Source organism: Micromonospora sp. S-DT3-3-22, assembly GCF_015354745.1.
Taxonomy (GTDB): domain Bacteria; phylum Actinomycetota; class Actinomycetes; order Mycobacteriales; family Micromonosporaceae; genus Micromonospora; species Micromonospora wenchangensis.
In genome coordinates this window covers 1-23,954 of record NZ_JACGMO010000092.1, presented here as the reverse complement: position 1 = coordinate 23,954, position 23,954 = coordinate 1, and the positions used below count along the sequence as shown (strand labels likewise).

The 23,954-nt window shown below is 74.5% G+C and carries 24 protein-coding genes; 15 read left to right on the top strand and 9 right to left on the bottom strand.

Going from position 1 to position 23,954, the window contains the following annotated elements; all coding sequences use genetic code 11:
- Positions 1–31: 31 nt before the first annotated feature.
- Both H1A17_RS23765 and H1A17_RS23760 read right to left on the bottom strand, forming a co-directional pair.
- A complete protein-coding gene (locus H1A17_RS23765; protein ID WP_145918856.1) occupies positions 32–226 on the bottom strand; it encodes a hypothetical protein in 195 nt (64 codons plus the stop codon).
- An 88-nt stretch (positions 227–314) separates the two neighbouring features.
- Positions 315–1,298: an aldo/keto reductase gene (locus H1A17_RS23760; RefSeq protein ID WP_194822929.1), complete on the bottom strand. Its 984-nt coding sequence runs from the start codon at positions 1,296–1,298 to the stop codon at positions 315–317.
- An 87-nt stretch (positions 1,299–1,385) separates the two neighbouring features.
- On the opposite strand from H1A17_RS23760, the gene H1A17_RS23755 reads away from it, so the two are divergent.
- Together H1A17_RS23755 and H1A17_RS23750 are read left to right on the top strand one after the other, a co-directional pair.
- The gene (locus tag H1A17_RS23755) at positions 1,386–2,180 is read left to right on the top strand and encodes a trans-aconitate 2-methyltransferase (protein WP_145918858.1); all 795 of its coding nucleotides are present in this window, start codon (positions 1,386–1,388) and stop codon (positions 2,178–2,180) included.
- Complete coding sequence (locus H1A17_RS23750; RefSeq protein WP_145918859.1) at positions 2,177–3,196, top strand: adenosine deaminase; 1,020 nt, start codon at positions 2,177–2,179, stop codon at positions 3,194–3,196. Before H1A17_RS23755 ends, H1A17_RS23750 begins: the two co-directional genes overlap by 4 nt.
- A gap of 225 nt (positions 3,197–3,421) precedes the next feature.
- Here H1A17_RS23750 and H1A17_RS23745 read toward each other — a convergent pair whose 3' ends face one another.
- The gene (locus H1A17_RS23745) at positions 3,422–4,825 is read right to left on the bottom strand and encodes a HAMP domain-containing sensor histidine kinase (RefSeq protein ID WP_145918860.1); all 1,404 of its coding nucleotides are present in this window, start codon (positions 4,823–4,825) and stop codon (positions 3,422–3,424) included.
- 29 nt (positions 4,826–4,854) lie between these two features.
- Positions 4,855–5,544: a response regulator transcription factor gene (locus H1A17_RS23740; protein ID WP_145918861.1), complete on the bottom strand. Its 690-nt coding sequence runs from the start codon at positions 5,542–5,544 to the stop codon at positions 4,855–4,857.
- A 73-nt stretch (positions 5,545–5,617) separates the two neighbouring features.
- Between H1A17_RS23740 and H1A17_RS23735 the strand changes: the two genes are divergently transcribed.
- On the top strand, positions 5,618–6,541 hold the full coding sequence (locus H1A17_RS23735; protein ID WP_194822928.1) for an ADP-ribosylglycohydrolase family protein: 924 nt from the start codon (positions 5,618–5,620) through the stop codon (positions 6,539–6,541).
- A gap of 17 nt (positions 6,542–6,558) precedes the next feature.
- On the opposite strand, the gene H1A17_RS23730 is transcribed toward H1A17_RS23735, so the two are convergent.
- Entirely contained in the window at positions 6,559–7,413 is an 855-nt protein-coding gene (locus H1A17_RS23730) for a DUF1775 domain-containing protein (RefSeq protein WP_194822927.1), read from the bottom strand.
- Positions 7,414–7,624: 211 nt separating this feature from the next.
- Between H1A17_RS23730 and thrS the strand changes: the two genes are divergently transcribed.
- The 4 genes from thrS to H1A17_RS23710 all read left to right on the top strand — a co-directional run bounded on the left by thrS (position 7,625) and on the right by H1A17_RS23710 (position 12,127).
- Complete coding sequence (gene thrS / locus H1A17_RS23725; RefSeq protein WP_145918864.1) at positions 7,625–9,628, top strand: threonine--tRNA ligase; 2,004 nt, start codon at positions 7,625–7,627, stop codon at positions 9,626–9,628.
- Between the two features lie 80 nt (positions 9,629–9,708).
- Positions 9,709–10,266, top strand: coding sequence for an HIT domain-containing protein (locus H1A17_RS23720; protein ID WP_370517031.1), 558 nt, complete (start codon positions 9,709–9,711; stop codon positions 10,264–10,266).
- A 29-nt stretch (positions 10,267–10,295) separates the two neighbouring features.
- On the top strand, positions 10,296–10,964 hold the full coding sequence (locus tag H1A17_RS23715; RefSeq protein ID WP_194822926.1) for a hypothetical protein: 669 nt from the start codon (positions 10,296–10,298) through the stop codon (positions 10,962–10,964).
- Between the two features lie 104 nt (positions 10,965–11,068).
- Positions 11,069–12,127 carry an aldo/keto reductase gene (locus tag H1A17_RS23710; RefSeq protein ID WP_194822925.1) on the top strand — a complete coding sequence of 353 codons (1,059 nt, stop codon included), beginning with the start codon at positions 11,069–11,071 and terminating at the stop codon, positions 12,125–12,127.
- Positions 12,128–12,285: 158 nt separating this feature from the next.
- Here the strand turns inward: H1A17_RS23710 and H1A17_RS23705 are convergent, their stop codons facing one another.
- A complete protein-coding gene (locus H1A17_RS23705; RefSeq protein ID WP_194822924.1) occupies positions 12,286–14,436 on the bottom strand; it encodes an elongation factor G-like protein EF-G2 in 2,151 nt (716 codons plus the stop codon).
- Between the two features lie 250 nt (positions 14,437–14,686).
- Between H1A17_RS23705 and pgsA the strand changes: the two genes are divergently transcribed.
- The 7 genes from pgsA (at position 14,687) to H1A17_RS23670 (ending at position 20,685) form a co-directional block, all read left to right on the top strand.
- On the top strand, positions 14,687–15,307 hold the full coding sequence (gene pgsA, locus H1A17_RS23700) for a phosphatidylinositol phosphate synthase (RefSeq protein ID WP_145918868.1): 621 nt from the start codon (positions 14,687–14,689) through the stop codon (positions 15,305–15,307).
- The gene (locus H1A17_RS23695; protein WP_145918869.1) at positions 15,304–16,245 is read left to right on the top strand and encodes a phosphatidylinositol mannoside acyltransferase; all 942 of its coding nucleotides are present in this window, start codon (positions 15,304–15,306) and stop codon (positions 16,243–16,245) included. The genes pgsA and H1A17_RS23695 overlap by 4 nt, the downstream gene beginning before the upstream one ends.
- A gap of 14 nt (positions 16,246–16,259) precedes the next feature.
- Positions 16,260–17,432: a glycosyltransferase family 4 protein gene (locus H1A17_RS23690; RefSeq protein WP_145918870.1), complete on the top strand. Its 1,173-nt coding sequence runs from the start codon at positions 16,260–16,262 to the stop codon at positions 17,430–17,432.
- Between the two features lie 5 nt (positions 17,433–17,437).
- A complete protein-coding gene (locus H1A17_RS23685; RefSeq protein WP_194822930.1) occupies positions 17,438–17,944 on the top strand; it encodes a hypothetical protein in 507 nt (168 codons plus the stop codon).
- A gap of 193 nt (positions 17,945–18,137) precedes the next feature.
- Positions 18,138–19,055 carry a pyridoxal 5'-phosphate synthase lyase subunit PdxS gene (gene pdxS / locus H1A17_RS23680; RefSeq protein WP_145918871.1) on the top strand — a complete coding sequence of 306 codons (918 nt, stop codon included), beginning with the start codon at positions 18,138–18,140 and terminating at the stop codon, positions 19,053–19,055.
- Between the two features lie 31 nt (positions 19,056–19,086).
- Positions 19,087–19,692, top strand: coding sequence for a pyridoxal 5'-phosphate synthase glutaminase subunit PdxT (pdxT, locus tag H1A17_RS23675; protein WP_145918872.1), 606 nt, complete (start codon positions 19,087–19,089; stop codon positions 19,690–19,692).
- Between the two features lie 240 nt (positions 19,693–19,932).
- Positions 19,933–20,685: a YebC/PmpR family DNA-binding transcriptional regulator gene (locus tag H1A17_RS23670; RefSeq protein WP_088644024.1), complete on the top strand. Its 753-nt coding sequence runs from the start codon at positions 19,933–19,935 to the stop codon at positions 20,683–20,685.
- A gap of 132 nt (positions 20,686–20,817) precedes the next feature.
- Here the strand turns inward: H1A17_RS23670 and H1A17_RS23665 are convergent, their stop codons facing one another.
- From H1A17_RS23665 to H1A17_RS23655, 3 genes are all read right to left on the bottom strand, one after another.
- Positions 20,818–21,783, bottom strand: coding sequence for a permease prefix domain 1-containing protein (locus tag H1A17_RS23665; RefSeq protein ID WP_145918873.1), 966 nt, complete (start codon positions 21,781–21,783; stop codon positions 20,818–20,820).
- Positions 21,780–22,121, bottom strand: a complete 342-nt coding sequence (locus H1A17_RS23660) for a PadR family transcriptional regulator (RefSeq protein ID WP_145918874.1) — start codon at positions 22,119–22,121, stop codon at positions 21,780–21,782. Before H1A17_RS23660 ends, H1A17_RS23665 begins: the two co-directional genes overlap by 4 nt.
- Positions 22,122–22,242: 121 nt before the next feature.
- Positions 22,243–22,857, bottom strand: a complete 615-nt coding sequence (locus H1A17_RS23655) for a hypothetical protein (protein WP_194822923.1) — start codon at positions 22,855–22,857, stop codon at positions 22,243–22,245.
- Positions 22,858–22,993: 136 nt separating this feature from the next.
- Here H1A17_RS23655 and H1A17_RS23650 point away from each other — a divergent pair.
- Positions 22,994–23,954: serine/threonine-protein kinase (locus H1A17_RS23650; protein WP_228544116.1), on the top strand; the 961-nt coding region annotated here is incomplete at its 3' end.

The window sequence follows — 23,954 nt, the reverse complement described above, 5'->3', positions numbered from 1 at the left end:
TCCGCATCGACGCCCGCGCCCGGCGGGCCGGTCAGGGCAGCCGGCGGGCCCGCAGCCCGCGCCAGAGCAGCACCAGCCCGGCCAGCACCAGCAGCGGCCCGACGACGGCCCACAACCGCTCGTCGCTCATCAGGCTGCCGTCGACGTACCCGAGGCCCTGGATCGTCCAGACGGCGCCGACCACCACGGCCAGCAGGCCCAGGGTGAGCGTGAGCCATCCCCTCACCGGTCCCCCCTCCGTGGGCCGGTCGATCCGGCCCGGTCACCAGGATGCCGGCCGGACCGCGCCGACGCGACGACCGGGCCGGCGTGGCTCACCACCGGTCGTGCACCCGGGGGCGGACCAGCTCGTCGTAGACCGACCGGACGGTGTCCAGCTCGGCCCCGGTGAGCGCGGGGGACCCGGCTGCGGCGGCGTTGCCCCGGGCCTGTTCCGGGTTGCGCGCGCCGGGGATGACCACGGTCACCCCGGGCTGGTCGATGACCCAGCGCAGGGCGAACTGGGCCATCGTGCGCCCGTCGCCGACCAGCGGGGCGAGCCGGCGCACCACGGTCAGGCCGAGGTCGAAGTCGACGCCGGAGAAGGTCTCGCCGACGTCGAAGCTCTCCCCGTGCCGGTTGTAGGTGCGGTGGTCGTCGGCGGCGAAGGTGGTGTGCTCGTCGTACCGGCCGGAGAGCAGGCCGCTGGCCAGCGGCACCCGGGCGATGATCCCGACGCCCGCTGCGGCGGCGGCCGGCAGCACCTCGTCGAGGGGCTTGAGCCGGACCGCGTTCAGGATGATCTGGACGCTGGCCACCCCCGGCCGGGCGATCGCGGTGAGCGCCTGGTCGCAGGTCTCGACGCTGACGCCGTACCCGGCGATCCGCTTCTCGGCGACGAGGGTGTCGAGGCCGTCGAAGACCCGGTCGTCGGCGAAGACCTCGCTGGGCGGGCAGTGCAGCTGAACCAGGTCGAGGGTTTCCACGTCGAGGTTGGCCCGGGACCGGTCGGTCCAGGCCCGGAAGTTGTCCAGGGTGTACGCCTGCGGGGTCTGCGGCACCCGGCGGCCCATCTTGGTGGCGACGGTGAGCCCGTGTCCGGGGTTTTCCCGCAGGAACCGCCCGATCAGCTGCTCGCTGCGGCCGTCGCCGTAGACGTCGGCGGTGTCGAGGAAGGTGACGCCGGACTCCACGGCGGCGGCGAGGACGGCCAGGGCGTCGCCCTCGCTGACCTGTCCCCAGTCCGCGCCGAGCTGCCAGGCCCCGAGGCCGACCACACCCACCTGCCGGCCGAGCCGGTCGAAGCTGCGCTGTTCCATGCGGTCGAGCCTAGTGACCTGCTTGCCGGGGCGCAGCGCCGGCCGTACCGTCGTCACAAGACGTACGTACGGTATGGGAGGTTGGTCATGTGGGACCCGGGCAGCTACCTGCGCTACGGCGACGAGCGGTCCCGCCCGTTCCACGACCTGCTGGCCCGGGTCGGCGTCGACCGGCCACGCGCGGTGGTCGACCTCGGCTGCGGTCCGGGCACCCTGACCGCCACCCTCGCCCGGCGCTGGCCGGACGCCCGGATCACCGGCCTCGACTCCTCCCCGGAGATGATCGGGCGGGCCCGCACGCTCGACACCCCGGTCGACTTCACCGTCGGCGACGTCACCGACTGGCGGCCCGCCCCCGACGTGGACGTGCTGGTCGCCAACGCGGTCCTCCAGTGGGTGCCCGACCACCGCGCCCTGCTGCGCCGCTGGGCCGGCGCGCTGCCGCCCGGCGGATGGCTGGCGTTCCAGGTGCCCGGCAACTTCGCCGGCCCCTCGCACCGGGCGCTGCGCGAGGTCGCCGCCGACCCCCGCTGGGCGGCCACCGTCCGGCCGCTGCTGCGCGAGGACCCCGTCGACGATCCGGTCGGGTACGCCACCGCGCTGACCGCCGCCGGCTGCGCGGTCGACGCCTGGGAGACCACCTACCTGCACCTGCTGCCCGCCCCCGCCGACGCCGAACACCCCGTGCTGACCTGGCTGGACGGCACCGCCCTGCGCCCCGTGCGGGCGGCGCTGGACGACACCGCCCTGGCCGGGTTCCGCGCCGCGCTGGGCACCCTGTTGGCCCGCGCGTACCCGGTACGGCAGGGTCAGGTGTACTTCCCGTTCCGTCGGATCTTCGTGGTCGCCCGCACGGGTGCCCGTCACAAGGAGCAGCAGTGACCGACCTGTCCGCCTTCATCGCCGAACTGCCCAAGGTGGAGCTGCACGTGCACCACGTGGGCTCCGCGTCCCCCCGGATCGTCGCCGAACTGGCCGCCCGGCACGAGGGACGCAGCCCCGTACCGGCGGACCCGGACGCGCTCGCCGACTACTTCGCGTTCCGCGACTTCGCCCACTTCATCGAGGTCTATCTCAGCGTCGTCGACCTGATCCGCGACCCCGACGACGTCTGGCTGCTCACCCATGAGGTGGCCCGGGAACTGGCCCGCCAGCAGGTCCGCTACGCCGAGCTGACCGTCACCCCCTACTCGCACGTGCGCCGGGGCATCCCCGCACCGGCGTTCTGCGAGGCGATCGAGGACGCCCGCCGCCGCGCCGAGGCCGACTTCGGCATCGCGCTGCGCTGGTGCTTCGACATCCCCGGCGAGGCCGGCCTGCCGGCCGCCGAGGAGACCCTGCGGATCAGCCTCGACGAGCGCCCCGACGGGCTGGTCGCCTTCGGCCTCGGCGGCCCCGAGATCGGGGTGCCCCGGCCGCAGTTCAAGCCGTACTTCGACCAGGCGCGGGCGGCCGGGCTGCGTTCCGTGCCGCACGCCGGGGAGACCACCGGCCCACAGACCGTCTGGGACGCCCTGCGCGAGCTGGGCGCCGAGCGGATCGGCCACGGCATCTCCGCCGCGCAGGACCCCGAACTGCTCGCCCACCTGGCCGAGCGGCGCATCCCGCTGGAGGTCTGCCCGACGTCCAACGTGCGGACCCGGGCCGTCGCCCGGATCGAGGAGCACCCGCTGCGCCGGCTCGTCGACGCGGGCGTCCGGGTCACCATCAACTCCGACGACCCGCCGATGTTCGGCACCACCCTCAACGACGAGTACGCCGTCGCCGCCCGACTGCTCGACGCCGGCCCCGACGGGCTCGCGGCGCTGGCCCGGGAGGCGGTGTCCGCGTCGTTCCTCGACCCGGCCGGGCAGGCCCGGATCACCGCCGAGATCGACGCCTACGCGGCGACCCGCTGACCGGAGGGGGAAACCCGGAGAAGTGGTGTACACGCGGCGGGAGCTGGTGTGGGGGACCGTGCCCCCGCCGCGCGTACCGATCCACCGGCCGGTGGGTGTCAGGGGCGACAGGCCGGTGGAACTGATGGGTTCGGACCAGATCCTGTCAGCCCGCCGGCCCCGCGTCGCCGTCGTTAATCCGGATCTAAGGAAACCTTGCGGCACACCACAACCAGCGACCGTCGCTCAGCCGTCGGTGGGACGCTGCCGGGGCCAGCGGCGGCCCCCGCCCTTCTGCTCCCGGGCCTCCCGCGCCATCCGACCCACCAGACCGAACCGGTTGACCTGCCGGGGTGTGGCCTGCGGATCGGCCAGCAGCATCACCACGCTCGCCCCGCCCAGGCGGGCCCGGTCGAGGCTCACCGAGCCGTTGGCCTGCAACGCCACCCGCCGGGCGATGTCCAGCCCCAACCCGGTCGAGCCCTGGTCGCTGGCCCCGCGCCGCAACGCCCGGTCCGGGTTGGCGATGCCCGGCCCGGCGTCGTCGATCCGGATCGCCACGTACCCGTCCCGGCGGGACACGGCCACCTCGAACGCGGTGCCCTGCGGGGTGTAGCGGAAGACGTTGCCGATCACCGCGTCCAGGGCGGCGGCCAGCTCGGCCCGGGGCACCGGCACCGGAATCCGCAACTGCGCGCCGCTGACCCGATGCGGGCGGTTCTGGTCGCCGGCCAGCGCCGCCCAGAACACCATCCGGTCCCGGACCACCTCGCTGACGTCGCACTCGGCCGGCCCGGCCTCGTGCGCCACCGCCTTGCGGGTCGTCTTGATCAGCACGTCGATCTCGCCCTCCAGGGTGACGATCGCCTGCCGGATGCGCCGGATCGTCCGCCGCCGGTCCAGCTCCGCCGCGCTGAACGAGCCGACGCTGGTGTCGTCGGAGTCCAGCCCCTCGGCGTCCAGCCGCAGCACCGTCAACGGGGTACGCAGCCGGTGCGACAGGTCCGCCACCAGCTCCCGCTCGTCGGTGCGGGCGGCGACCAGCCGGTCGGCCATCCGGTTGAACGCGTACCCCGCCTCGGCCAGCTCGCGCGGGCCGCTCGGTTCGACCCGTACCCCCAGGTCGCCGTCGCCCACGGCGAGCGCGGCGCGGACCAGTGCCCGGGTGGAGTCGACCGCCCGCGCGGCGACCCGGTCCACCACGATCACCGCCGCGCCGACCAGCGCCACGGCCACCCCGGTGAGCAGCAGCCAGGTGCCGTCGGCCCCCTCGTCGAGGACGGCGTCGGGCACGAAGACCTCGACCACGGCGACCCGGCCGTCGAGCACCACCGGGTCGAGCCGTAGCAGCCCGCCGTCGACGTCGACCACCCGGGACTGCTCCCCGGCCCGTGCCCGTTCCAGGTCGTCGGCCGACGCCCGGCCGGCCGGCTGCTCCCCGGCCAGGCCGTGCACCACCGGACGGGTCGCCGGGTCGTCCCCGGTCGCCTCGACCGCGCGGCGGACCGCCGCCGGCTCGGTGCTGACGGCGAGCGCGCCGGTGACCAGCGCCCCGCGTCGCGCCGCGTCGGCCAACGCCTCCTCGCGTACCTCCCCGCGCAGGGTCAACCCGAGCGGGACGAGGAACGCCGACGCGACGAGCGCGCACATGCCGGCCGTCAACGCGGCCAGCGCCGGCCTCAGTCGGGGGCCACCAGCCGGAACCCCACCCCCCGCACGGTGCGCAGGTAGCGCGGCTTCGCCGCGGACTCGCCCATCTTTCGGCGCAGCCAGTACAGGTGCACGTCGATGGTCTGGTCCTCGCCGACCGACGGTTGGCGCCATACCTCCTCCAAGAGTTCCCGCCGGGACACCACCCGGCCAGGCCGCGCCGCCAGGTACGCCAGCAGGTCGAATTCCTTACGGGTGAGCGCCAGCGGCTCCCCGTCGAGCACCGCGCTGCGCTCGCCCACGTCCACCCGCAGCCCACCGACGGTGTGCACGGCCGGCGCGACGGTACGGCTGGCCCGGCCGACCCGACGCAGCACGGTGGTGATCCGGGCGTCCAGGTGGGCGCCGGTGAACGGTTTGACCATGTAGTCGTCCGCGCCGGCCCGCAGCAGGCGGACCACCGACTGCTCGTCGTCGCGGGCGGTGGCGATGATGATCGGCACGTCGGTGATGCCGCGCAGCATCCGCAGCGCATCCGAGCCGTCGAGGTCGGGCAGGCCCAGGTCGAGCACGACCAGATCGGGTGTCTCGGCGGCGACCCGACGCAGCGCGTCCAGCGCGGTGCCGACCGCGTGCACCGCGTGCCCCCGTTCACTGAGCGAACGCAGCATCGCGCCGCGGACGACGTGGTCGTCTTCGACCAGGAGCACGGTGGCCACGTCAGCACCGTACTGCCCGTGGCAAGTCGGGCGCGTTGCGGCGCATCCGCGAACCGGGCAAAATGGTACGACGATGCCGTTCACCCTGTTTCCCGACGCCCGGTTGGCGTTGGCCCGGGACAGCCTCGCCGGGCTGTCCGTCGGCGACGCCCTCGGCTCACAGTTCTTCGTCCCGGGCCGGCGACCCGACGACCTCGCGGCCGGCCGGCTGCCCCCGTCGCCCTGGCAGTGGACCGACGACACCGAGATGGCCTGCTCGGTGCTGGCCGAACTCGCCACCCACGGCGACATCGACGCCGACCGGCTGGCGCTGGCCTTCGCCACCCGGGCCGAGCCCTACCGGGGCTACGGGCCGGGTGCGGTGAGCATCCTGCGGCTGATCCGCACCGGCACCCCGTGGCCGGTGGCCGCCGCGTCGGCCTTCGACGGCCAGGGCTCCTGCGGCAACGGCGCGGCGATGCGGGTCGCCCCGCTCGGCGCCTGGTACGCCGACTCGACCACCCGTGCCGCGTCCCGGGCCCGGGTCAGCGCCGAGGTCACCCACGCCCACCCGGAGGGGATCGCCGGCGCGGTCGCGGTGGCCGTCGCCGCCTCCCTCGCCGCCCGGGCCCGGCTGGACGGGGAACCCCGCCCCGACGTGGCCCGGCTGCTTACCACCGTCGCCGGGGCCGTCGATCCGGCCAGCACGGTGCACCGGGGGGTACGCCGCGCGATCGGCCTGCTCGGTCGCGGCCTCGACGAGGCCGTCGCGGCGCTGGGCAACGGCGCCCGGGTGACCGCCCAGGACACGGTCGCCTTCACCCTCTGGGTGGTCGCCACCCACCTGACCGACTACCCGGCCGCCATCCGCGCCTGCGTCGAGGCGGGCGGCGACGTCGACACCACCGCCGCCATCGTCGGCGGGATCATCGGCGGCCACACCGGGGTCGGTACGCCCGGCGGAGTGCCCGCCGACTGGGTGGCCGCCCGGGAGGCCCTGCCGGACTGGCTGGACTGAACCGGCCCGGCCGGCGCTCAGCGCGTCGACACCCGCTCGGTGTCTGTGTGGGCGTGCCCGTCGAGCCGCCAGCCCCGCTCGTCGGGGGCGGAGCCGGGGTCCGACGTCGGGTCGTCGTCCCGCGCGTCGTCGGCGGCGGCCCGGCGGCGCGAGCGGCTCGCCACCCAGCCGATCGCCGCGCCGCCGCCCAACCCGACCAGCAGGCCGCCGCCGAGCAGCAGGTCCGCACTGGGACCGCCGTCGTCGTCGGCCGGTGCGGCGTCAGCGGCGGGGGCCGCCTGGGCGTCCGTCCCGTCGGCCGCGCCGCCGTGGTGCCCGGTCGCCGCACCGGGAGCCGGCGGCACCAGCGCCAGCGTCGGGGCGGGATGCCCACCCCCGGCCGGGTCGGCCCAACGCACCACCGTGCCGTCGGAGTAGGTCTGCACCACCTCGAAGGTCATCCGGTCGGTCTGCGGCAACGGACCCATGGCCACCGAGAGCCGGGCCGGACCCGGGACCGCCGGCCCGGCACCCCGGGTCCAGACCACCGCCGAGGTCACCGTGCTCACCGACGGGGCGTGGATGCCGGCCACCGGCGCTTCCAGCTCACGGGAGGTGATCAGGGGTGCCCAGCCGTCCACCGACAGCGGGTACACCTCGCCGATCGGGGCGTCCGGCGGCATCCTGAACTCGATCTTCTCGGTGCGCGCGCCGGGCCGCTGCTCGGGCACCACGAACGTCAACTCCACCGCGTCGCCCTGCACCGCCTGGCTCGGGCTGGACGTCAGCCCGTCCGCCAGCGCCGCGCCCGGGGCGCCGAACACCCCGGCCGCGACCGCAGCCAGCACCAGCACGGTCCGACGCCGCCGGACGTCACCGCGGGTCGTCGTCATCTTCCGCCCCCATCCGTCTCGCCGTGGCCGACACCGGCTCCGGCCACACCGGGTAGTTCGGACGGCGGGCCGAAAAGGTTCAACGCCGGTGCGGGTCGATACCGCCACCGGGCTTCCTTTCCCGGCGACCGGGGGCGACGGCGGGACCGATAGCATCGAAGCAGCCGGCGCGTCCGGCCCATCCGTGCCGCCTGCCGTTGAGGAGTTCACCGTGTCCGCACCCCGTACCCCCGTCGTGGCCGACCCCGTCGTCGTCGCCGCCGGGACGACGGCGGCCGACGCGGTGGCCGCGGCCGGGCTGCCCGCCGCCGGCCCGAAGGCGGTCGTGGTGGTCCGCGACCCGCAGGGCCAGCTCCGCGACCTGGACTGGGCCCCCGCCGAGGACACCACCGTCGAACCGGTCAGCCTCGACTCGCCGGACGGGCTCAACGTGCTGCGGCACTCCACCGCGCACGTGCTCGCCCAGGCCGTGCAGGACGTCTTCCCCGAGGCGAAGCTCGGCATCGGCCCGCCGATCGAGAACGGCTTCTACTACGACTTCGCCGTCGACAAGCCGTTCCAGCCCGATGACCTGACCAAGCTCGAAAAGCGGATGCAGGAGATCGTCAAGTCCGGCCAGCGGTTCCGCCGTCGCCGCTTCGGCAGCCTCGACGAGGCCAGGGCCGAGCTGGCCGCCGAGCCGTTCAAGCTGGAACTCATCGAGGTCAAGGGCGAGGGGCTGGACACCAGCGAGGTGATGGAGGTGGGCGGCGGCGAGCTGACCATCTACGACAACCTCGCCGCGACCGAGGACAAGGTCTGCTGGTCGGACCTGTGCCGGGGCCCGCACCTGCCGAACACCCGGCTGATCGGCGCGTTCAAGCTGATGCGCTCGGCCGCCGCGTACTGGCGGGGGTCGGAGAAGAACCCGCAGCTCCAGCGGGTCTACGGCACCGCGTGGCCGACCCGCGACGAGCTGAAGGCGTACCTGAAGCTGCTGGAGGAGGCCGCCCGGCGCGACCACCGCAAGCTCGGGGTGGACCTCGACCTGTTCAGCTTCCCCGACGAGCTGGGCTCCGGCCTGGCGGTCTTCCACCCCAAGGGCGGCATCATCCGCCGGGAGATGGAGAACTACTCGCGGGTCAAGCACGAGGAGGCCGGCTACTCGTTCGTCAACACCCCGCACATCACCAAGGGCCACCTGTACGAGGTCTCCGGGCACCTCGACTGGTACGCCGACGGGATGTTCCCCCCCATGGAGGTGGAGGGGGCGAACTACTACCTCAAGCCGATGAACTGCCCGATGCACGACCTGATCTTCCGGTCCCGGGGCCGCTCCTACCGGGAGCTGCCGCTGCGGATGTTCGAGTTCGGCACGGTCTACCGGTACGAGAAGTCGGGCGTGGTGCACGGCCTGACCCGGGTCCGGGGCATGACGCAGGACGACGCGCACATCTTCTGCACCGAGGAGCAGATGGCCGGTGAGCTGAAGTCGCTGCTCGCCTTCGTCCTGGAACTGCTGCGCGACTACGGCCTGGACGACTTCTACCTGGAACTGTCCACCCGTAACCCGGACAAGTCGGTCGGCACCGACGAGAACTGGGAGCGGGCCACCGAGGCGCTGCGCTCGGCCGCCGAGGAGTCCGGCCTGCACCTGGTGCCCGACCCGGGCGGGGCGGCCTTCTACGGGCCGAAGATCTCCGTCCAGGCCAAGGACGCCATCGGCCGGACCTGGCAGATGTCCACCATCCAGGTCGACTTCAACCTGCCCGAGCGGTTCGGCCTGGAGTACCAGGCGGCCGACGGCAGCCGGCAGCGGCCGGTGATGATCCACCGGGCGCTATTCGGCTCGATCGAGCGGTTCTTCGGGGTGCTCACCGAGCACTACGCCGGGGCGTTCCCGGCCTGGCTGGCCCCGGTGCAGGTGGTCGGCATCCCGATCCGCGAGGACCACACCGAGTACCTGCACGGGTTCGTCGCGGCGCTGCGCGCCAAGGGCATCCGGGCCCAGGTCGACGCCGGTGACGACCGGATGCAGAAGAAGATCCGCACCGCCCAGCAGCAGAAGATCCCGTTCATGGTGATCGCCGGGGACGACGACGTGGCCGCCGGCACCGTCTCGTTCCGCTACCGCGACGGCTCCCAGCGCAACGGCGTGCCGGTCGCCGAGGCGGTCGACCACGTGCTCGACGTGGTCTCGTCGCGGGCCAACGCGGGGCCGTCCGCCGCCGCCTGACCCGGCCCGACCCCGCCCGCCACCGGCCGCGTTCCGACGGGTCGGTGGCGGGCGTGGTGGGGGATCGTAGGATCGGCGGTGTGACTGGGGCGGAGCGGCACCTCGACGGCGACACGGACCACGGCCTGGCGGACGGGCTCGACCGGCTCTGGACCCCGCACCGGATGACGTACATCTCCGGGGAGGACCGCCCCGAGGGGGGCTACGAGAAACCCGCCGGCTGCCCGTTCTGCCTGGCCCCCGGGTTGCCGCCGGAACGCAGCCTGGTGGTGGCGCGGGGCACGCACGTCTTCGCGGTGCTCAACCTCTACCCGTACAACCCGGGACACCTGCTGGTCTGCCCCTACCGGCACGTGGCCGACTACACCGAACTCGACCAGGCCGAGACGGTGGAGCTGGCGGCGTTCACCCAGACCGCGATGCGGGTGGTCCGGCAGGTCAGCAGCGCGCACGGGTTCAACCTGGGGATGAACCAGGGCGGGGTGGCCGGCGCCGGCATCGCCGCCCACCTGCACCAGCACGTGGTGCCCCGCTGGGGTGGGGACATCAACTTCATGCCGGTGATCGGCCGGACGAAGGTGCTGCCGCAACTGCTCGCCGACACCCGCGAGCTGCTCGCCCACGCCTGGCCGTCCTGACCGGCCCGGCCCGACTCCGGAAGGCGACCATGGCGCTGCTGCACCGGGCGGAGATCAGCCCGAGCAAACTCGAACTCCTGGCCGGCTGGCTGCCCGACCGGCCGTGGTACGCGGGCCCGGCCGGCGGGGAGCCGGTCCGGGTGGCCGGCTACCGGTTCGACGACCCGGCGGGCGAGGTGGGCATCGAGACGCTGCTCGTCCGGGTCGGCGACGCACCCGTGTACCAGGTTCCGCTGACCTACCGGGGCGCGCCGCTGGCCGGTGCCGAGCGGTGGCTGGTCGGCACCACCGACCACTCGGTGCTCGGCCCCCGCTGGGTCTACGACGCCTGCGGCGACCCGGTCTACGCCGCCGCGCTGGCCACCGCGATCCGCACCGGCGGCGGCCAGGCCGAGGAGTACTTCGAGACCGACGCGGGACGCGAGTCCCGCCCGCCGTCCATGACGATCGCCGTCACCGGCCGTGTCCCGGCCCCCGTCGTCGGCGCGGTACGCCAGGTGCGCGACGGCGACCCGACCGTGATCGGCACCGACACCGTCGACCTGGCCGTCGCCCGTCGGCTGTCCGGCGACGGTCTGTCGGGCGGTGGCCTGTCGGGTGGCGGCCTCTCGGGCGACGGGTCGGACGCCGGCACGCTGACCGGCTCCTGGCCGGGTCGGCCGACGCCGCTGCCGCTGGCCCGCGTCCTGCCCCGCTGACCGCCACCCCGGGCGGGGCGTCCGCCGGGTGTCGCATGTGGTCGATCGGGCACGCTGGGTCAGGTTCGCCCGCCGCGCCGCCCGGAAGGTGACACGATGCGTCAATGGCAGTGACGACACGGGTGTTGGGTCGCAGCGGCATCGAGGTCAGCGCCCTCGGCATGGGGTGCTGGGCGATCGGTGGCCCCTGGGCTGAAGGGTCCCAGCCGCTGGGCTGGGGTGCGGTCGACGACGAGGAGTCGGTGCGGGCCGTCCGCCGTGCCCTCGACCTCGGCGTGACCCTCTTCGACACCGCCGACACGTACGGCGCCGGGCACGGCGAACGGGTCCTCGGGCGGGCGCTGGCCGGCCGCCGGGACGAGGCGGTGATCGCCACCAAGTGGGGGTACACCTTCGACGAACGGTCCCGGCAGGCCACCGGCGAGGACGCCTCCCCGGCGTACCTGCGGCGGGCGGTCGTCGCCTCGCTGCGCCGGCTGGACACCGACCGGATCGACCTCTACCAGCTGCACCTGGGCGACCTGCCGCTGCCCCGGGTGGAGGCGCTGGTCGGCACCTGCGAGGACCTGGTCGCCGACGGCCTCGTCCGGGCGTACGGCTGGAGCACCGACCGGGCCGACCGGGCCGCCGGCTTCGCCCAGGTCGCCCCGCACGCCACCGCGATCCAGCACAGCCTGTCGGTACTGCGCGACGCCCCGGTGATGCTGGCCACCTGCGACAAACACGACCTGGCCAGCGTCAACCGGGGGCCGCTCGGGATGGGGCTGCTCACCGGCAAGTACACGACCGCCTCCACGCTGCCCCGCGACGACGTGCGGGGGATGGCCCCCGGCTGGCTGGAGTGGTTCCGGGGCGGCCGGCCCGCGCCGGAGTGGCTGCGCCGGGTCACCGCCGTACGCGGCGCGCTCACCGCCGACGGCCGGACCCTGGTCCAGGGCGCGCTGGGCTGGATCTGGGCGCGCAGCGGCCGGGCGGTGCCGATCCCCGGCTGCCGTACCGTCGCCCAGGTGGAGGAGAACGCCGCCGCACTGTGCCTCGGCCCGCTCAGCCCGGACCACTTCGCCGAGGTGGAACGGCAGCTCGCCGCCCTGCGTACGGCCGCGCTGCGCGACGCCGACCGGCCGCACTGGCCACTACCCCCCCTCCCCGCCGCCCGCCCCTAACCCCCCCCCGCCCCCACCCCGCCCCCGTCGATCATGGAGTTGTGGGGCTCCGCATAAGTGGCATATGGGGGCTCAACCCCCACCACAACTCCATGATCGACGGGGCGGGGTAGGACAGGACAGGACAGGGCGGCGGGGCGGGGCGGGGGGAGTGGGGGTTATTTCGGGGTGGGGGCTGAGGCGTCGGCCAGGTGGGCGGGCATCGGGTCGTAGTGGGCGAACTCCCGGCGGAAGGTGCCGGTGCCGGCGGTCAGGGCCCGCAGCTCCACCGCGTAGCGCAGCAGCTCCAGGGCGGGCACCTCGGCCCGGATCAGGGTGCGGCCCTCGGCGTCCGGGTCGGCCTCGGTGCCGAGCACCCGGCCCCGCCGACCGGACAGGTCGCCCAGCACCGCCCCGACGGCGGAGTCGACCACCCGGACCACCACCTCGTCGACCGGTTCCAGCAGCGTCGGCCCGCCCCGCCCGGCGGCGTCGCGCAGGGCGAGCGCGGCGGCGGTCTGGAACGCGGCGTCCGACGAGTCGACGCTGTGCGCCTTGCCGTCGACCAGGGTCACCCGCACGTCCACCACCGGATGGCCGGCGACCAGGCCCCGCGCCAACTGCGCCCGGACGCCCTTCTCCACCGACGGCACGTACTGGTGCGGCACCGCCCCGCCGACCACCCGGTCGACGAACTCGACCCCCGCACCCCGGGGCAACGGCTCCACCGTGAGGTCGCAGACCGCGTACTGGCCGTGCCCGCCGGACTGCTTGACGTGCCGCCCGTGCCCCGTGGCGGCCACCGTGAACGTCTCCCGCAGCGGCACCCGCACCGGCTCGGTGTCCAGCTCCACCCCGCCGGCCCGGAGCCGGTCGAGCACCACGTCGGCGTGCGCCTCGCCCATGCACCACAGCACCAGCTGCTGGGTCTGCGGGTTGCGTTCCAGCCGCAGCGTCGGGTCACCCACGATCAGCCGGCCCAGGTTGCGGGCGAGGGCGTCCTCGTCGGCCCGGCTGCGGGCCACCACCGCCACCGGCAGCAGCGGCTCCGGCATCTCCCAGGGCGCGATCAGCAGCGGCTCGTCGCGCGCCGAGACGGTGTCGCCGGTCTCCGCGCTGCCCGACTTGGTGATCGCGCAGATGTCGCCCGCGACGCAGGCGTCCACCTCCCGCAGGGCCGCCCCGAGCGGGCGGTAGACGTGCCCGATCCGCTCGTCGGCGTCGTGGTCGGGGTGGCCCCGGTCGGCCATCCCGTGCCCGCAGACGTGCACTGTCTGGTCGGGGCGCAGCGTGCCGGAGAAGACCCGGACCAGGCAGACCCGGCCGACGTGCCGGTCGACGGTGGTCCGGACCACCTCGGCGACCAGCGGGCCGTCCGGGTCGCAGTCCAGCGGCGGCCGGGGGGAGCCGTCCAGCCCGGTGACCGCCGGCACCGGCCGTTCCAGCGGCGACGGGAACGCCGACACCAGGGCGTCGAGCAGCACGTCCAGGCCGACTCCGGTGGCCGCGCAGACCGGCATCACCGGGTAGAAGTGCCCCCGGGCGACCGCCTTCTCCAGGTCGGCGACCAGCACCTGGGTGTCGATCTCCTCGCCGTCGAGGTAGCGGTCCATCAGGGTCTCGTCCTCGCTCTCGGCGATGATCCCCTCGATCAGCTCGCCCCGGGACTCGGTGATCGCCGGCAGGTGCTGCGGGTCCGGGTCCCGTACCGTGGCGGGCAGCCCGGCCGAGTAGTCGTGCACCCGCCGGGTGACCAGCGCCAGCAGGCCGGCCACCGACTCGCCGTCGTCACCGAGCATCGGCAGGTGCAGCGGGAGCACGTTGTCGCCGAAGACCCGCTGGCACAGCGCCACCGCCTCGTCGAAGTCGGCGCGCGGATGGTCCAGCCGGGCGACCGCCACCGCACGCGGCAGGTCGACCGCGGCGCACTCCTCCCACAGGGCGGCCGTGGCGGCGTCCATCCCGTCGACGGCGGACACCACGAACAGTGCCGCGTCGGCGGCCCGCAGACCGGCCCGCAGCTCGCCGACGAAGTCGCCGTACCCGGGGGTGTCCAGCAGGTTCACCGTCACCCCGGCGTGCACCAGCGGCGCGCAGGACAGGGCGACGGAACGCTGCTGGCGTACTGCGGCGGGGTCGTGGTCGCCGACGGTGGTGCCGGCGGCGACGCTGCCGGCCCGGTCGATCGTGCCGCTGGCCGCGAGCAGCGCCTCGACCAGGGTCGTCTTGCCGGCCCCCGAGTGCCCGACCAGCACCACGTTGCGTACCGTGCCGGGGTCGGTCACCGCCGGCACACCGGTGGCTCCCCTGTCGTGGTTCTTCTGCGCCATCGCGGCGCACCTCCCTCAGCCGGTGGTGGATGGCGACCGCCGCGCGCGACGGGAAGCGGGCCCGGGGCGGGTGCCGCGGCGCTATCCTCCGGTGGCCCGCCGGCCGGACGACGGTCAACGGCCGTGACGGTGAGCTGGCTCACCTTCCACCCCGATCTCACACCCGGCGGGGGGTCGGCACAAGCCTCCCGGGCGGGTCGGGCGACCGGCCGTACCGTCCGCCGCTGCCGGCCGTTATCGTGGGACCGCCATGGCGAAGATCTTCCAAGTGACGGCCCGCGCGGGGATGACCCGCGTCGTGGAGCCGGTCGCGCGCGGTCTGCTCCGCGCCGGCGTGTCCCCCAACGCGGTCACCGTGGCCGGCACCGTCGGCGTGCTCGTCGGCGCGCTCGGTTTCGGCGCCCGCGGCCAGCTCGTCGCCGGAGCGCTGATCGTGACGTTCTTCGCGCTGACCGACATGCTCGACGGGACGATGGCCCGGATGAGCGGCGGCTCGACCCGGTTCGGCGCGTTCCTCGACTCGTCGATGGACCGGGTCGCCGACAGCGCGGTCTTCGGCGCGGTCGCCTACTGGCTGGCCACCGAGGGCAACCACTCCGGGGTGGCCGCCGCGCTGGTCTGCCTGGCCGCCGGAGGGCTGGTCTCCTACGTCAAGGCCCGCGCCGAGGGGCTGGGGATGAGCGGCAACGTCGGCGTCGCGGAACGTACCGAACGGCTGCTGATCGTCGGGGTCGGTGGGCTGCTCACCGGTCTCGGCGTCGGCCCGGCCCTGGAGATCTCGCTCTGGCTGCTCGCCGCGGTGTCGATCTTCACGGTCGGCCAGCGGGTGGCCCACGTGTACCGGCAGGCGCAACTGGTCGGCCGGGAGTGAACCTCACCGAACTCGGCTACGTCGCCGGCTGGCGGCTGGCCCGCGCGCTGCCCCGGCCCGTGGTCGCCGCCGCCTTCCAGGCCGGTGCCGACCGCGCCCACCGGGGCCGGGGCAAGGGCGTCACCCGACTGCGCGCCAACCTGCGCCGGGTGGTCGGCCCCGACCTGCCCGAGACGGAGCTGGACGCGCTGGTCAAGCAGGGCCTGCGGTCGTACGCCCGGTACTGGATGGAGGCGTTCCGGCTGCCCTCGCTGAGCCGCCGGCAGATCCTCGCCGGCTTCCACCTGGGCGGGTCGGAGCTGCTCGCCGCCGACGTGGCGGCCGGCCGGGGCGCGGTGGTGGCGCTGCCGCACGCCGGCAACTGGGACGCCGCCGGCGCCTGGGTCGCGGCCAACGGCTGGCCGATCACCACCGTCGCCGAACGGCTCAAGCCGGAGGGCGTCTACGAGCGTTTCCTCGCCTTCCGGCAGGGCCTCGGCATGGAGATCCTGCCCACCCACGGCGGCGCCCGCCCCGCCTTCGACGTGCTGGTGGACCGGCTGCACAGCGGCGCGGTGGTGCCGCTGCTGGCCGACCGGGACCTCTCGGCCCGGGGCATCGAGGTGGACTTCTTCGGCGCGCGTACCAAGATGCCGGCCGGCCCCGCCCTGCTGGCCATCCGCACCGGCGCCCCGCTCTATGTTGCCTCGCTGTGGTACGAACCGGAGATGCCGCGCGCGCAGTTGGAGGGCCCGCTGCCGGTCCCCGAGCCGGACAGCGCACCCCTGGACGAGCGGGTCCAGGTGCTGACCCAGCGGATTGCCGACCGTCTGGCGGCGGGCATCGCCCGTCATCCGCAAGACTGGCACATGTTGCAGCGGATGTGGCTGGACCAGCGGGGCTCCACCGACGGCGGGTCCACCGCGCCGCCGCCCCCGGCCAGCGCCGGATCGGTCTGAGGGAGGGGGCGCCAGTGCGGATCGGCATCGTGTGCCCGTACTCCTTCGACGTCCCGGGCGGGGTGCAGAACCACGTCATGGACCTGGCCGAGGCGCTGATCGGGCTGGGGCACGAGGTGAGCGTGCTGGCCCCCGCCGACGAGGAGTCGACGCTGCTGCCGCCGTACGTGGTCGCCGCCGGTCGGACGGTGCCGCTGCCGTACAACGGTTCGGTGGCCCGGATCGCGTTCGGGCCCTTCTACACGACCCGGGTGCGGCGCTGGATCACCCGGGGCGACTTCGACGTGCTGCACGTGCACGAGCCGCTGATCCCGAGCCTGTCGATGATGGCGGTGCTGTCGGCCCGGGGTCCGGTGGTGGCGACGTTCCACACCGCGCTGACCCGGTCCCGGATGCTGGCCGCCGCGCAGGGCGTCCTCCAGATCCTGCTGGAGCGGATCACCGCCCGGATCGCGGTCAGCGCGCTGGCCCGTAAGGTGCAGGTCGAGCATCTCGACGGCGGGGCGGTGGAGATCCCCAACGGGGTGGCGGTGGCGAAGTTCGCCGGGGTCGAGCCGCTGCCCGGCTGGCCGGGGGAGTGCGCCACCGGCAGCGGCGGGACGCTGGGTTTCCTCGGCCGGTTCACCGAGGCCCGCAAGGGCTTCCCGATCCTGCGGGACGCCTTCGTCGCGCTGGCCCCGCACCGGCCCGGGTTGCGCCTGCTGGTGGCCGGGCCGGGCGAGCCGGACGACCTGTTCGGGCAGTTCCCGGCGGAGCTGCGCGACCGGGTGACGTTCCTCGGCCTGGTCTCCGAGGTCGACAAGGCCCGGATGCTGCGCAGCGTCGACCTCTACGTCGCTCCGAACACCGGCGGTGAGTCGTTCGGCATGATCCTCACCGAGGCGCTCGCGGCCGGTGCCACCGTGGTCGCCAGCGACCTGGACGCGTTCCGGCGGGTGCTCGACGGCGGGCGGGCGGGCCGGCTCTTCCCGACCGGCGACTCCGCCGGCCTGCGTACCGCCCTGGCGGAGCTGCTCGACGATCCGGCGCAGCGGGCCGCGTTGACGGCCTGCGGCGAGCAGGTGGTCGCCCACTACGACTGGCCGGTGGTGGCCCGCCGGGTGGTGGAGGTCTACGCGGCGGCCATCGAGGCCACCGACGGCCGGGTCATCGACCAGGAGTGGGCGGGGCTGGGTGGTCCCGGGTGAGCAGCATGCTGCCGCACCTGTGGGCGGTGCTGGCCACCGCGGTCGTGGTCGCCCTGCTCGCGGTGTACCTGGGCTGGACGGCCGGCCGGGTCGAGCGGTTGCAGACCCGGGCGGAGTCGGCGGCGCGGGCCCTCGACGCGCACCTGCTGCGCCGGGCCGCCGCCGCCGCGGTGCTGGCCGAGAAGCGCTACGGCGTCGAGTTGTACGCGGCGGCCCGGATCGCCCTGGACGCCCTCCCCGAGGAGCGGGAGGCGGCCGAGAACGACCTGACCCGGCAACTGCGGGCGGTCCGGCTCGACCCGGCCGATCCGGCGTGCGAGGCGGTGATCGCGGCGAGCCGGCGGCTGGCCCTGTCCCGGCAGGTGCACACCGACCTGGTCCGCGACGCCCGCTCCGCGCGCAGCCGGCCGCTGGTGCGGTTGTGCCGGATGGGCCGTCGCCACCCGTGGCCGCGCTACTTCGACATCGACGACCCGACCCTGGCCCTGCCCGCCGACGTCCCGACGGGCTGACCCACGGCGTGCCGGCCCGGAGCGCGGCCGGGAGGCGGAGCGCGTGACCGGGCCGCCGGGAGGCGGTGCCCGGTGGGGGTGACGGGGGCCACAGGGCAGGCCACCGTGGGGCCGATTGGCTGTCGGAACGGCGTCGCGGCGGTCGTAGCATCAGCCGGAACCCACCCCCAGCACGTCCGAGGAGTGATGAGCCGTGCCCGAAACGACCTCCCCGAACGCCGGTGACGCCCAGGTCTGGGGCACCGCCCGGGTCAAGCGCGGCATGGCCGAGATGCTCAAGGGCGGCGTGATCATGGACGTGGTCACCGCCGAGCAGGCCAGGATCGCCGAGGACGCCGGCGCGGTGGCCGTGATGGCGCTGGAGCGGGTGCCGGCCGACATCCGGGCCCAGGGCGGCGTGTCCCGGATGAGCGACCCGGACATGATCGAGTCCATCATCGGGGCGGTCTCCATCCCGGTGATGGCCAAGGCCCGGATCGGCCACTTCGTCGAGGCGCAGATCCTCCAGTCGCTCGGCGTCGACTACGTCGACGAGTCCGAGGTGCTGACCCCGGCCGACTACGCCAACCACATCGACAAGTGGGCGTTCACCGTCCCCTTCGTGTGCGGCGCGACCAACCTGGGTGAGGCGCTGCGCCGGATCACCGAGGGCGCGGCCATGATCCGCTCCAAGGGCGAGGCGGGCACCGGGGACGTCTCCAACGCCACCATGCACATGCGGAAGATCCGCCAGGAGATCGCCCGGCTCAGTTCCCTGCCGGCCGACGAGCTGTTCGTCGCCGCCAAGGAGTTGCAGGCCCCGTACGAGCTGGTCCGGGAGGTCGCCGAGACGGGCAAGCTGCCGGTGGTGCTGTTCACCGCGGGCGGCATCGCCACCCCGGCCGACGCCGCGATGATGATGCAGCTCGGCGCGGAGGGCGTCTTCGTCGGCTCCGGCATCTTCAAGTCGGGCAACCCGGCCCAGCGGGCCGCCGCGATCGTCAAGGCCACCACCTTCCACGACGACCCGGACGTGCTGGCCAAGGTGTCCCGGGGGCTGGGCGAGGCGATGGTCGGCATCAACGTCGACGAGATCCCGCAGCCGCACCGCCTCGCCGAGCGCGGCTGGTGACCCGGGGGCCACGACGTCGGGAGGGGGAGCCGTGCGCGGACCGGTGATCGGGGTGCTGGCGCTACAGGGCGACGTGCGGGAGCACCTCACCGCCCTGACCGGGGTCGGCGTCGACGCCCGCCCGGTGCGCCGGCCGGCCGAGCTGGACGCGGTCGACGGGCTGGTCGTCCCCGGCGGGGAGTCCACCACGATGAGCAAGCTGGTGGACATCTTCGGCCTGCGGGAGCCGGTCGACAAGCGGATCGCCGCCGGGATGCCGGTCTACGGCTCCTGCGCCGGCATGATCATGCTGGCCGCCGAGGTGCTGGACGGCCGCCCCGACCAGCGGGGTTTCGCCGGCATCGGGATGACCGTGCGGCGCAACGCGTTCGGTCGCCAGGTGGATTCGTTCGAGGCCCCGGTGCGCATCGCCGGGGTCGACGGGCCCGCGTTCCACGCCGTCTTCATCCGGGCCCCGTGGGTCGAGCGGGTCGATCCCGACGTCGAGGTGCTGGGCCGGGTCACCGGTGGGCCGGCGGTCGACCGGGTGGTCGCCGTCCGCCAGGGCAACCTGCTGGCCACCTCGTTCCACCCGGAGCTGACCGGCGACCTGCGCCTGCACCGCTACTTCGCCGACCTGGTCGCCGCCGCCCGCTGAGCCGGCCCACCCGCCGATCCGCCCCGCCCGCCCCGCGATGAACCGGGTCATTCGTGGCGAAAACGCCGTGGGCCGGCGGTGGTGACGCGCCGGGTGTGACGGCGGGGTCGGTGCTCTCGGTAGGATTGCCGCGGTTCGGCGCGGGCACTGCCCGTCGCAGCCCTCCAGCGCGGCCGGTCCTGGTCTGGAGTCGGCGCGGCCAGTCGACGCGGGGCGTGAGTCAACAGACGGAGGTATGAGATGTCCGGCCACTCCAAGTGGGCGACCACCAAGCACAAGAAGGCCGTCATCGACGCCAAGCGCGGCAAGATGTTCGCCAAGCTGATCAAGAACGTCGAGGTCGCGGCCCGTACCGGCGGCGGTGACCCGGCCGGCAACCCGACCCTCTTCGACGCCATCCAGAAGGCCAAGAAGAGCTCGGTGCCGAACGACAACATCGACCGCGCGGTCAAGCGTGGCTCCGGCCTGGAGGCCGGCGGCGCCGACTGGCAGACCATCATGTACGAGGGGTACGGCCCGAACGGCGTGGCCATGCTGATCGAGTGCCTGACCGACAACCGCAACCGGGCCGCCACCGAGGTCCGTACCGCGCTGACCCGCAACGGCGGTTCGCTCGCCGACGCCGGCTCGGTGTCGTACATGTTCTCCCGCAAGGGCGTGGTGATCGTCCCCAAGGCCGACACCACCGAGGACGACGTGATGATGGCGGTCCTCGACGCCGGCGCCGAGGAGGTCAACGACCTCGGTGAGGCGTACGAGGTGGTCTCCGAACCGACCGACCTGATCGCGGTCCGCACCGCGCTGCGCGACGCCGGGATCGAGTACGAGTCGGCCGAGTCCTCGCTGATCCCCAGCGTCAACGTGCCGCTGGACGAGGACGGCGCGCGCAAGGTCTTCAAGCTGATCGACGTGCTGGAAGACTGCGACGACGTGCAGAACGTGTACGCCAACTTCGACGTCTCCGACGACGTGATGGCGGCGGTGGACGCCTGACGGCGGGACCGGGACACCGGCGGGCCGGCCGGCGGGGACGCGCTCCCCGCCGACCGGCCCGTTGTGCGTGCGTTGTGCGTGGTACCGGTCCCGGTCCGGCGTCCCCGTGTGCGCCGGACCGGGACCGGGGCTTCAGGCGTCGACCCGGGCGGCGGCCGACCGGCGGGCCTTCAGCACGCTCTCGACGAGATCCCAGAGCGTGACCGCCACGATGACCACGACCGTGACCCGGGAGGCGACGCCGAGGCCGTCGCCGTCGCGCAGCCAGCCGAACCGGGCGACCAGGTCCGGGTTGAGCAGCCGGTCGGTGAGCACCAGCCAGATCAGCGGTACGGCGAAGGCCAGGTCGAGCAGGGCGTTGGCCCCGACGAGCGGCCACGTCCACCGGCCGGTGCGGTACTTGACCAGTTCCAGTGCCACGGTGGCCACCAGCACGGCGGCGAGCACCGGCAGCCAGGACGTCCACAGCGCCGGGTCGAGCAGCGGGATGCGCGTGCCGTCGGTGTCCCGGGCCCAGGACCGGACGTGCTGCCAGGGCAGGAAGGCCAGGGTGAGCAGGAGCATCGCCACCGAGGCGCAGGTGTCGGAGAGCCGGATGTCGCGCTCCACCGGTGCCTCGGGTAGCTGGTCGACGTTCCACTCGGGCAGGTCGAGGGAGGCGTTGGTGCGTTCCAGGATCGCGAAGCTCAGGGTCACCCAGAAGGCGATCTGGACCGCGGTCTGGAAGGCCGCGGTGATGCCCGACCCGATGGCCCCGCCCGGGTTGTCGCCGACGGTCGCCTGTGCCACGCCGACGACGACGCCGACCACGCCGGGGATGACGGTCAGCAGCCGGCGCAGCAGCCGTTGCCAGATCAGGTAGTAGGCCGGGCCGATGAGTTGGAGCCGGCGGTCGGCGTAGCGGGCGGCCAGCCGCTCGGGGTGGCCGAGTTCGGTGAGCACCTCGCGTTCGGCGGTGGTCGGGTCCTGCCCGCCGCCGACCCGGTCGTCGACCATGTCCGCGATGGCGGCCCGCAGCTCGGTGGCGATCTCCTCCCGCCGGGGCGCCGGCACCGCCCGCAGGGTGGCTGCGAGGTAGCGGTCGGTCAGGGTGCTCATCGGTCGACTCCTTCGATCAGCCCGGTGACGGAGGTCTGCACGGCGGCGAGGTCGTCGAGCAACCGGGCCAGCACCGTCTCGCCGTCGGCGCTGGTCCGGTAGAACTTGCGCGGCCGGCTCTCCTCGGTGTTCCACTCGCTGGTCAGCAGCCCCTGTTCCTCCAGCCGCCGCAGCAGCGGGTAGAGGGTGTTGGCGTCGACCGGGAAGCCGTGCCCGGCGAGGCGTTGCAGCAGCGCGTAGCCGTAGTCGGGCTCGCGCAGGGCCAGCAGGCTGGCGACCACCACCGTGCCGCGGCGCAGCTCCTGGAGATGGGTCCGCAGAACCTCCTCGTTGACCATGTCTCACACCATACTGTGTGGCACACACTAATGTCGAGTGACCCAGCAATGTGGGGACAGCACCATGCGGCCGGGGTGACAGGGGGAGCCCCCCGCCACCCCGGCCCGGTGCCGGGGCGGATCAGCAGGAACGGCCCCGCCGGAAGTTCCGCTCGACGTGATCCGCCGTGCCGACCTGGAAGTAGCCGACGCCCGGCCGGATCGGGTGCCCGGTGAACAGCTCGACCCGGCTGCCGAACCGCACCAGGTACGCCGTGGCGTCCCCGGCGTCGTTGCGGATGAACGCGCCCCGGGGGCCGTAGATCTGCGCCACCTCGGCGAAGGACATGCCCACGGCCGCCCCGGCCGGGGAGCGGGGCGGCGCGGTGGCGGTACCCACCTCGACCAGCCGTCCGTCGCGGAAGGCCACCAGGATCACCCCGGCCCACTCGCCGGTGACGCCGGCCCGGACCACGCCGTCGCAGTCGACGACCGTCCAGTCGATCAGGCCGGCCGCGGTGAGCCGGGTCAGTGACGCGCCGATCCGGAACGGGCCCGCGCCCCGGACGCCGAGCAGGTCGGTGCCGCCGGTGGACCGCCCCGGGAGGCCGCCCGACCGCAGGTCCGCGGCGACGCCCGGGGCGCGGTCCACGGTGGATTCCGGCCGGACGCCGGGATGCGCCCCGGCGGGCACGGCCGGCGCGACGACGGCCAGGGCCAGCAGGCCGGTGAGCAGGATGGTGCGGAGACGACGCATGAGAACTCCTTCGCGGGTACGGGTCCGTCGTTCTGTTGGTCTCCGCCCGACCGGAATCCGTTCGTCGGTTTTCCGACCGGCTCCGGTGGACGCCGCCACCCGTCGACGCCGGTTACCGTGCGGTGGGGGTGGGACGATGGGCACTCCGGCGTGGATCGGGCCCTACCGGGTGCAACGGCTGCTCGGTGCGGGCTCCTTCGCGACCGTCTGGCTCGGCCACGATCCCGCTCTCGACTCCCGGGTGGCGATCAAGGTGCTGGCCGAGAACTGGAGCCACGACCTGCGGGTCCGTGAACGCTTCCGGGACGAGGCCCGGCTGCTGCGGCGGCTCGACCACCCCCGGCTGGTACGGGTGCACGCGGTCGGCGAACTACCCGACGGCCGGCCGTACGCCGTGCTGGCCCTGGCCGACGGCGGAAGCCTGCGGGACCGGCTGGCCACCGGCACCCCGCCGGTGCCGCTGGCCCTGGCGCTGCTCGACGAGATCGCCGCCGGGGTCGCCGTGCTGCACCGGGAGCGGGTGGTGCACCGCGACCTCACCCCGGGCAACGTGCTGTTCACCTCGACCGCCGACGGGGAACGGGTGGTCATCGCCGACCTCGGGCTGGCCAAGGCGCTCGCCGCCGCCTCCGGGCTGACCGCCCGCGCCGGCACGCCCGGCTACATGGCGCCCGAACAGGACGATCCGCTGGCCGTGGTGGACACCCGCAGCGACGTGTTCGGGCTGGGGCGGCTCGGCCTGCGGTTGCTCGGCGGCCCCGGCCCCCGGCCGCACCTGGACGAGGTGCCCGCGCCGGTGGTGGCGGTGCTGCGCCGGGCCACCGCGCCCCGCCCCGCCGACCGCCACCCCGACGCGGACGCCTTCCGGGCGGCGCTGCGCCGCGCCGCCGGGACACCCGGGGACCCCGCCATCCCGCACACCCCTACGGGCCTCCGCCCCCTGGACGCCCGGCACCCCGCCGCCGCAGCCGCAGCCCGCGAGAGGCACGCGTTCCGTCCCCGGGCCGCGCTCCGGCCCGGGGAGGCGTTCGGACCCGGGGAGGCGTTCGGCCCCCGGTCCGCCCTCGGACCGGGGGAGGCGTTCCCGTCGGGTCCGT

Bases quoted from the DNA above. Each gene is read 5' to 3' on its own strand.
- H1A17_RS23760 (WP_194822929.1), bottom strand. From the start codon at position 1,298: ATGGAACAGCGCAGCTTCGACCGGCTCGGCCGGCAGGTGGGTGTGGTC.
- H1A17_RS23755 (WP_145918858.1), top strand. From the start codon at position 1,386: ATGTGGGACCCGGGCAGCTACCTGCGCTACGGCGACGAGCGGTCCCGC.
- H1A17_RS23745 (WP_145918860.1), bottom strand. From the start codon at position 4,825: ATGTGCGCGCTCGTCGCGTCGGCGTTCCTCGTCCCGCTCGGGTTGACC.
- H1A17_RS23735 (WP_194822928.1), top strand. From the start codon at position 5,618: ATGCCGTTCACCCTGTTTCCCGACGCCCGGTTGGCGTTGGCCCGGGAC.
- H1A17_RS23730 (WP_194822927.1), bottom strand. From the start codon at position 7,413: ATGACGACGACCCGCGGTGACGTCCGGCGGCGTCGGACCGTGCTGGTG.
- H1A17_RS23715 (WP_194822926.1), top strand. From the start codon at position 10,296: ATGGCGCTGCTGCACCGGGCGGAGATCAGCCCGAGCAAACTCGAACTC.
- H1A17_RS23710 (WP_194822925.1), top strand. From the start codon at position 11,069: ATGGCAGTGACGACACGGGTGTTGGGTCGCAGCGGCATCGAGGTCAGC.
- H1A17_RS23705 (WP_194822924.1), bottom strand. From the start codon at position 14,436: ATGGCGCAGAAGAACCACGACAGGGGAGCCACCGGTGTGCCGGCGGTG.
- pgsA (WP_145918868.1), top strand. From the start codon at position 14,687: ATGGCGAAGATCTTCCAAGTGACGGCCCGCGCGGGGATGACCCGCGTC.
- H1A17_RS23685 (WP_194822930.1), top strand. From the start codon at position 17,438: ATGCTGCCGCACCTGTGGGCGGTGCTGGCCACCGCGGTCGTGGTCGCC.
- H1A17_RS23670 (WP_088644024.1), top strand. From the start codon at position 19,933: ATGTCCGGCCACTCCAAGTGGGCGACCACCAAGCACAAGAAGGCCGTC.
- H1A17_RS23665 (WP_145918873.1), bottom strand. From the start codon at position 21,783: ATGAGCACCCTGACCGACCGCTACCTCGCAGCCACCCTGCGGGCGGTG.
- H1A17_RS23660 (WP_145918874.1), bottom strand. From the start codon at position 22,121: ATGGTCAACGAGGAGGTTCTGCGGACCCATCTCCAGGAGCTGCGCCGC.
- H1A17_RS23655 (WP_194822923.1), bottom strand. From the start codon at position 22,857: ATGCGTCGTCTCCGCACCATCCTGCTCACCGGCCTGCTGGCCCTGGCC.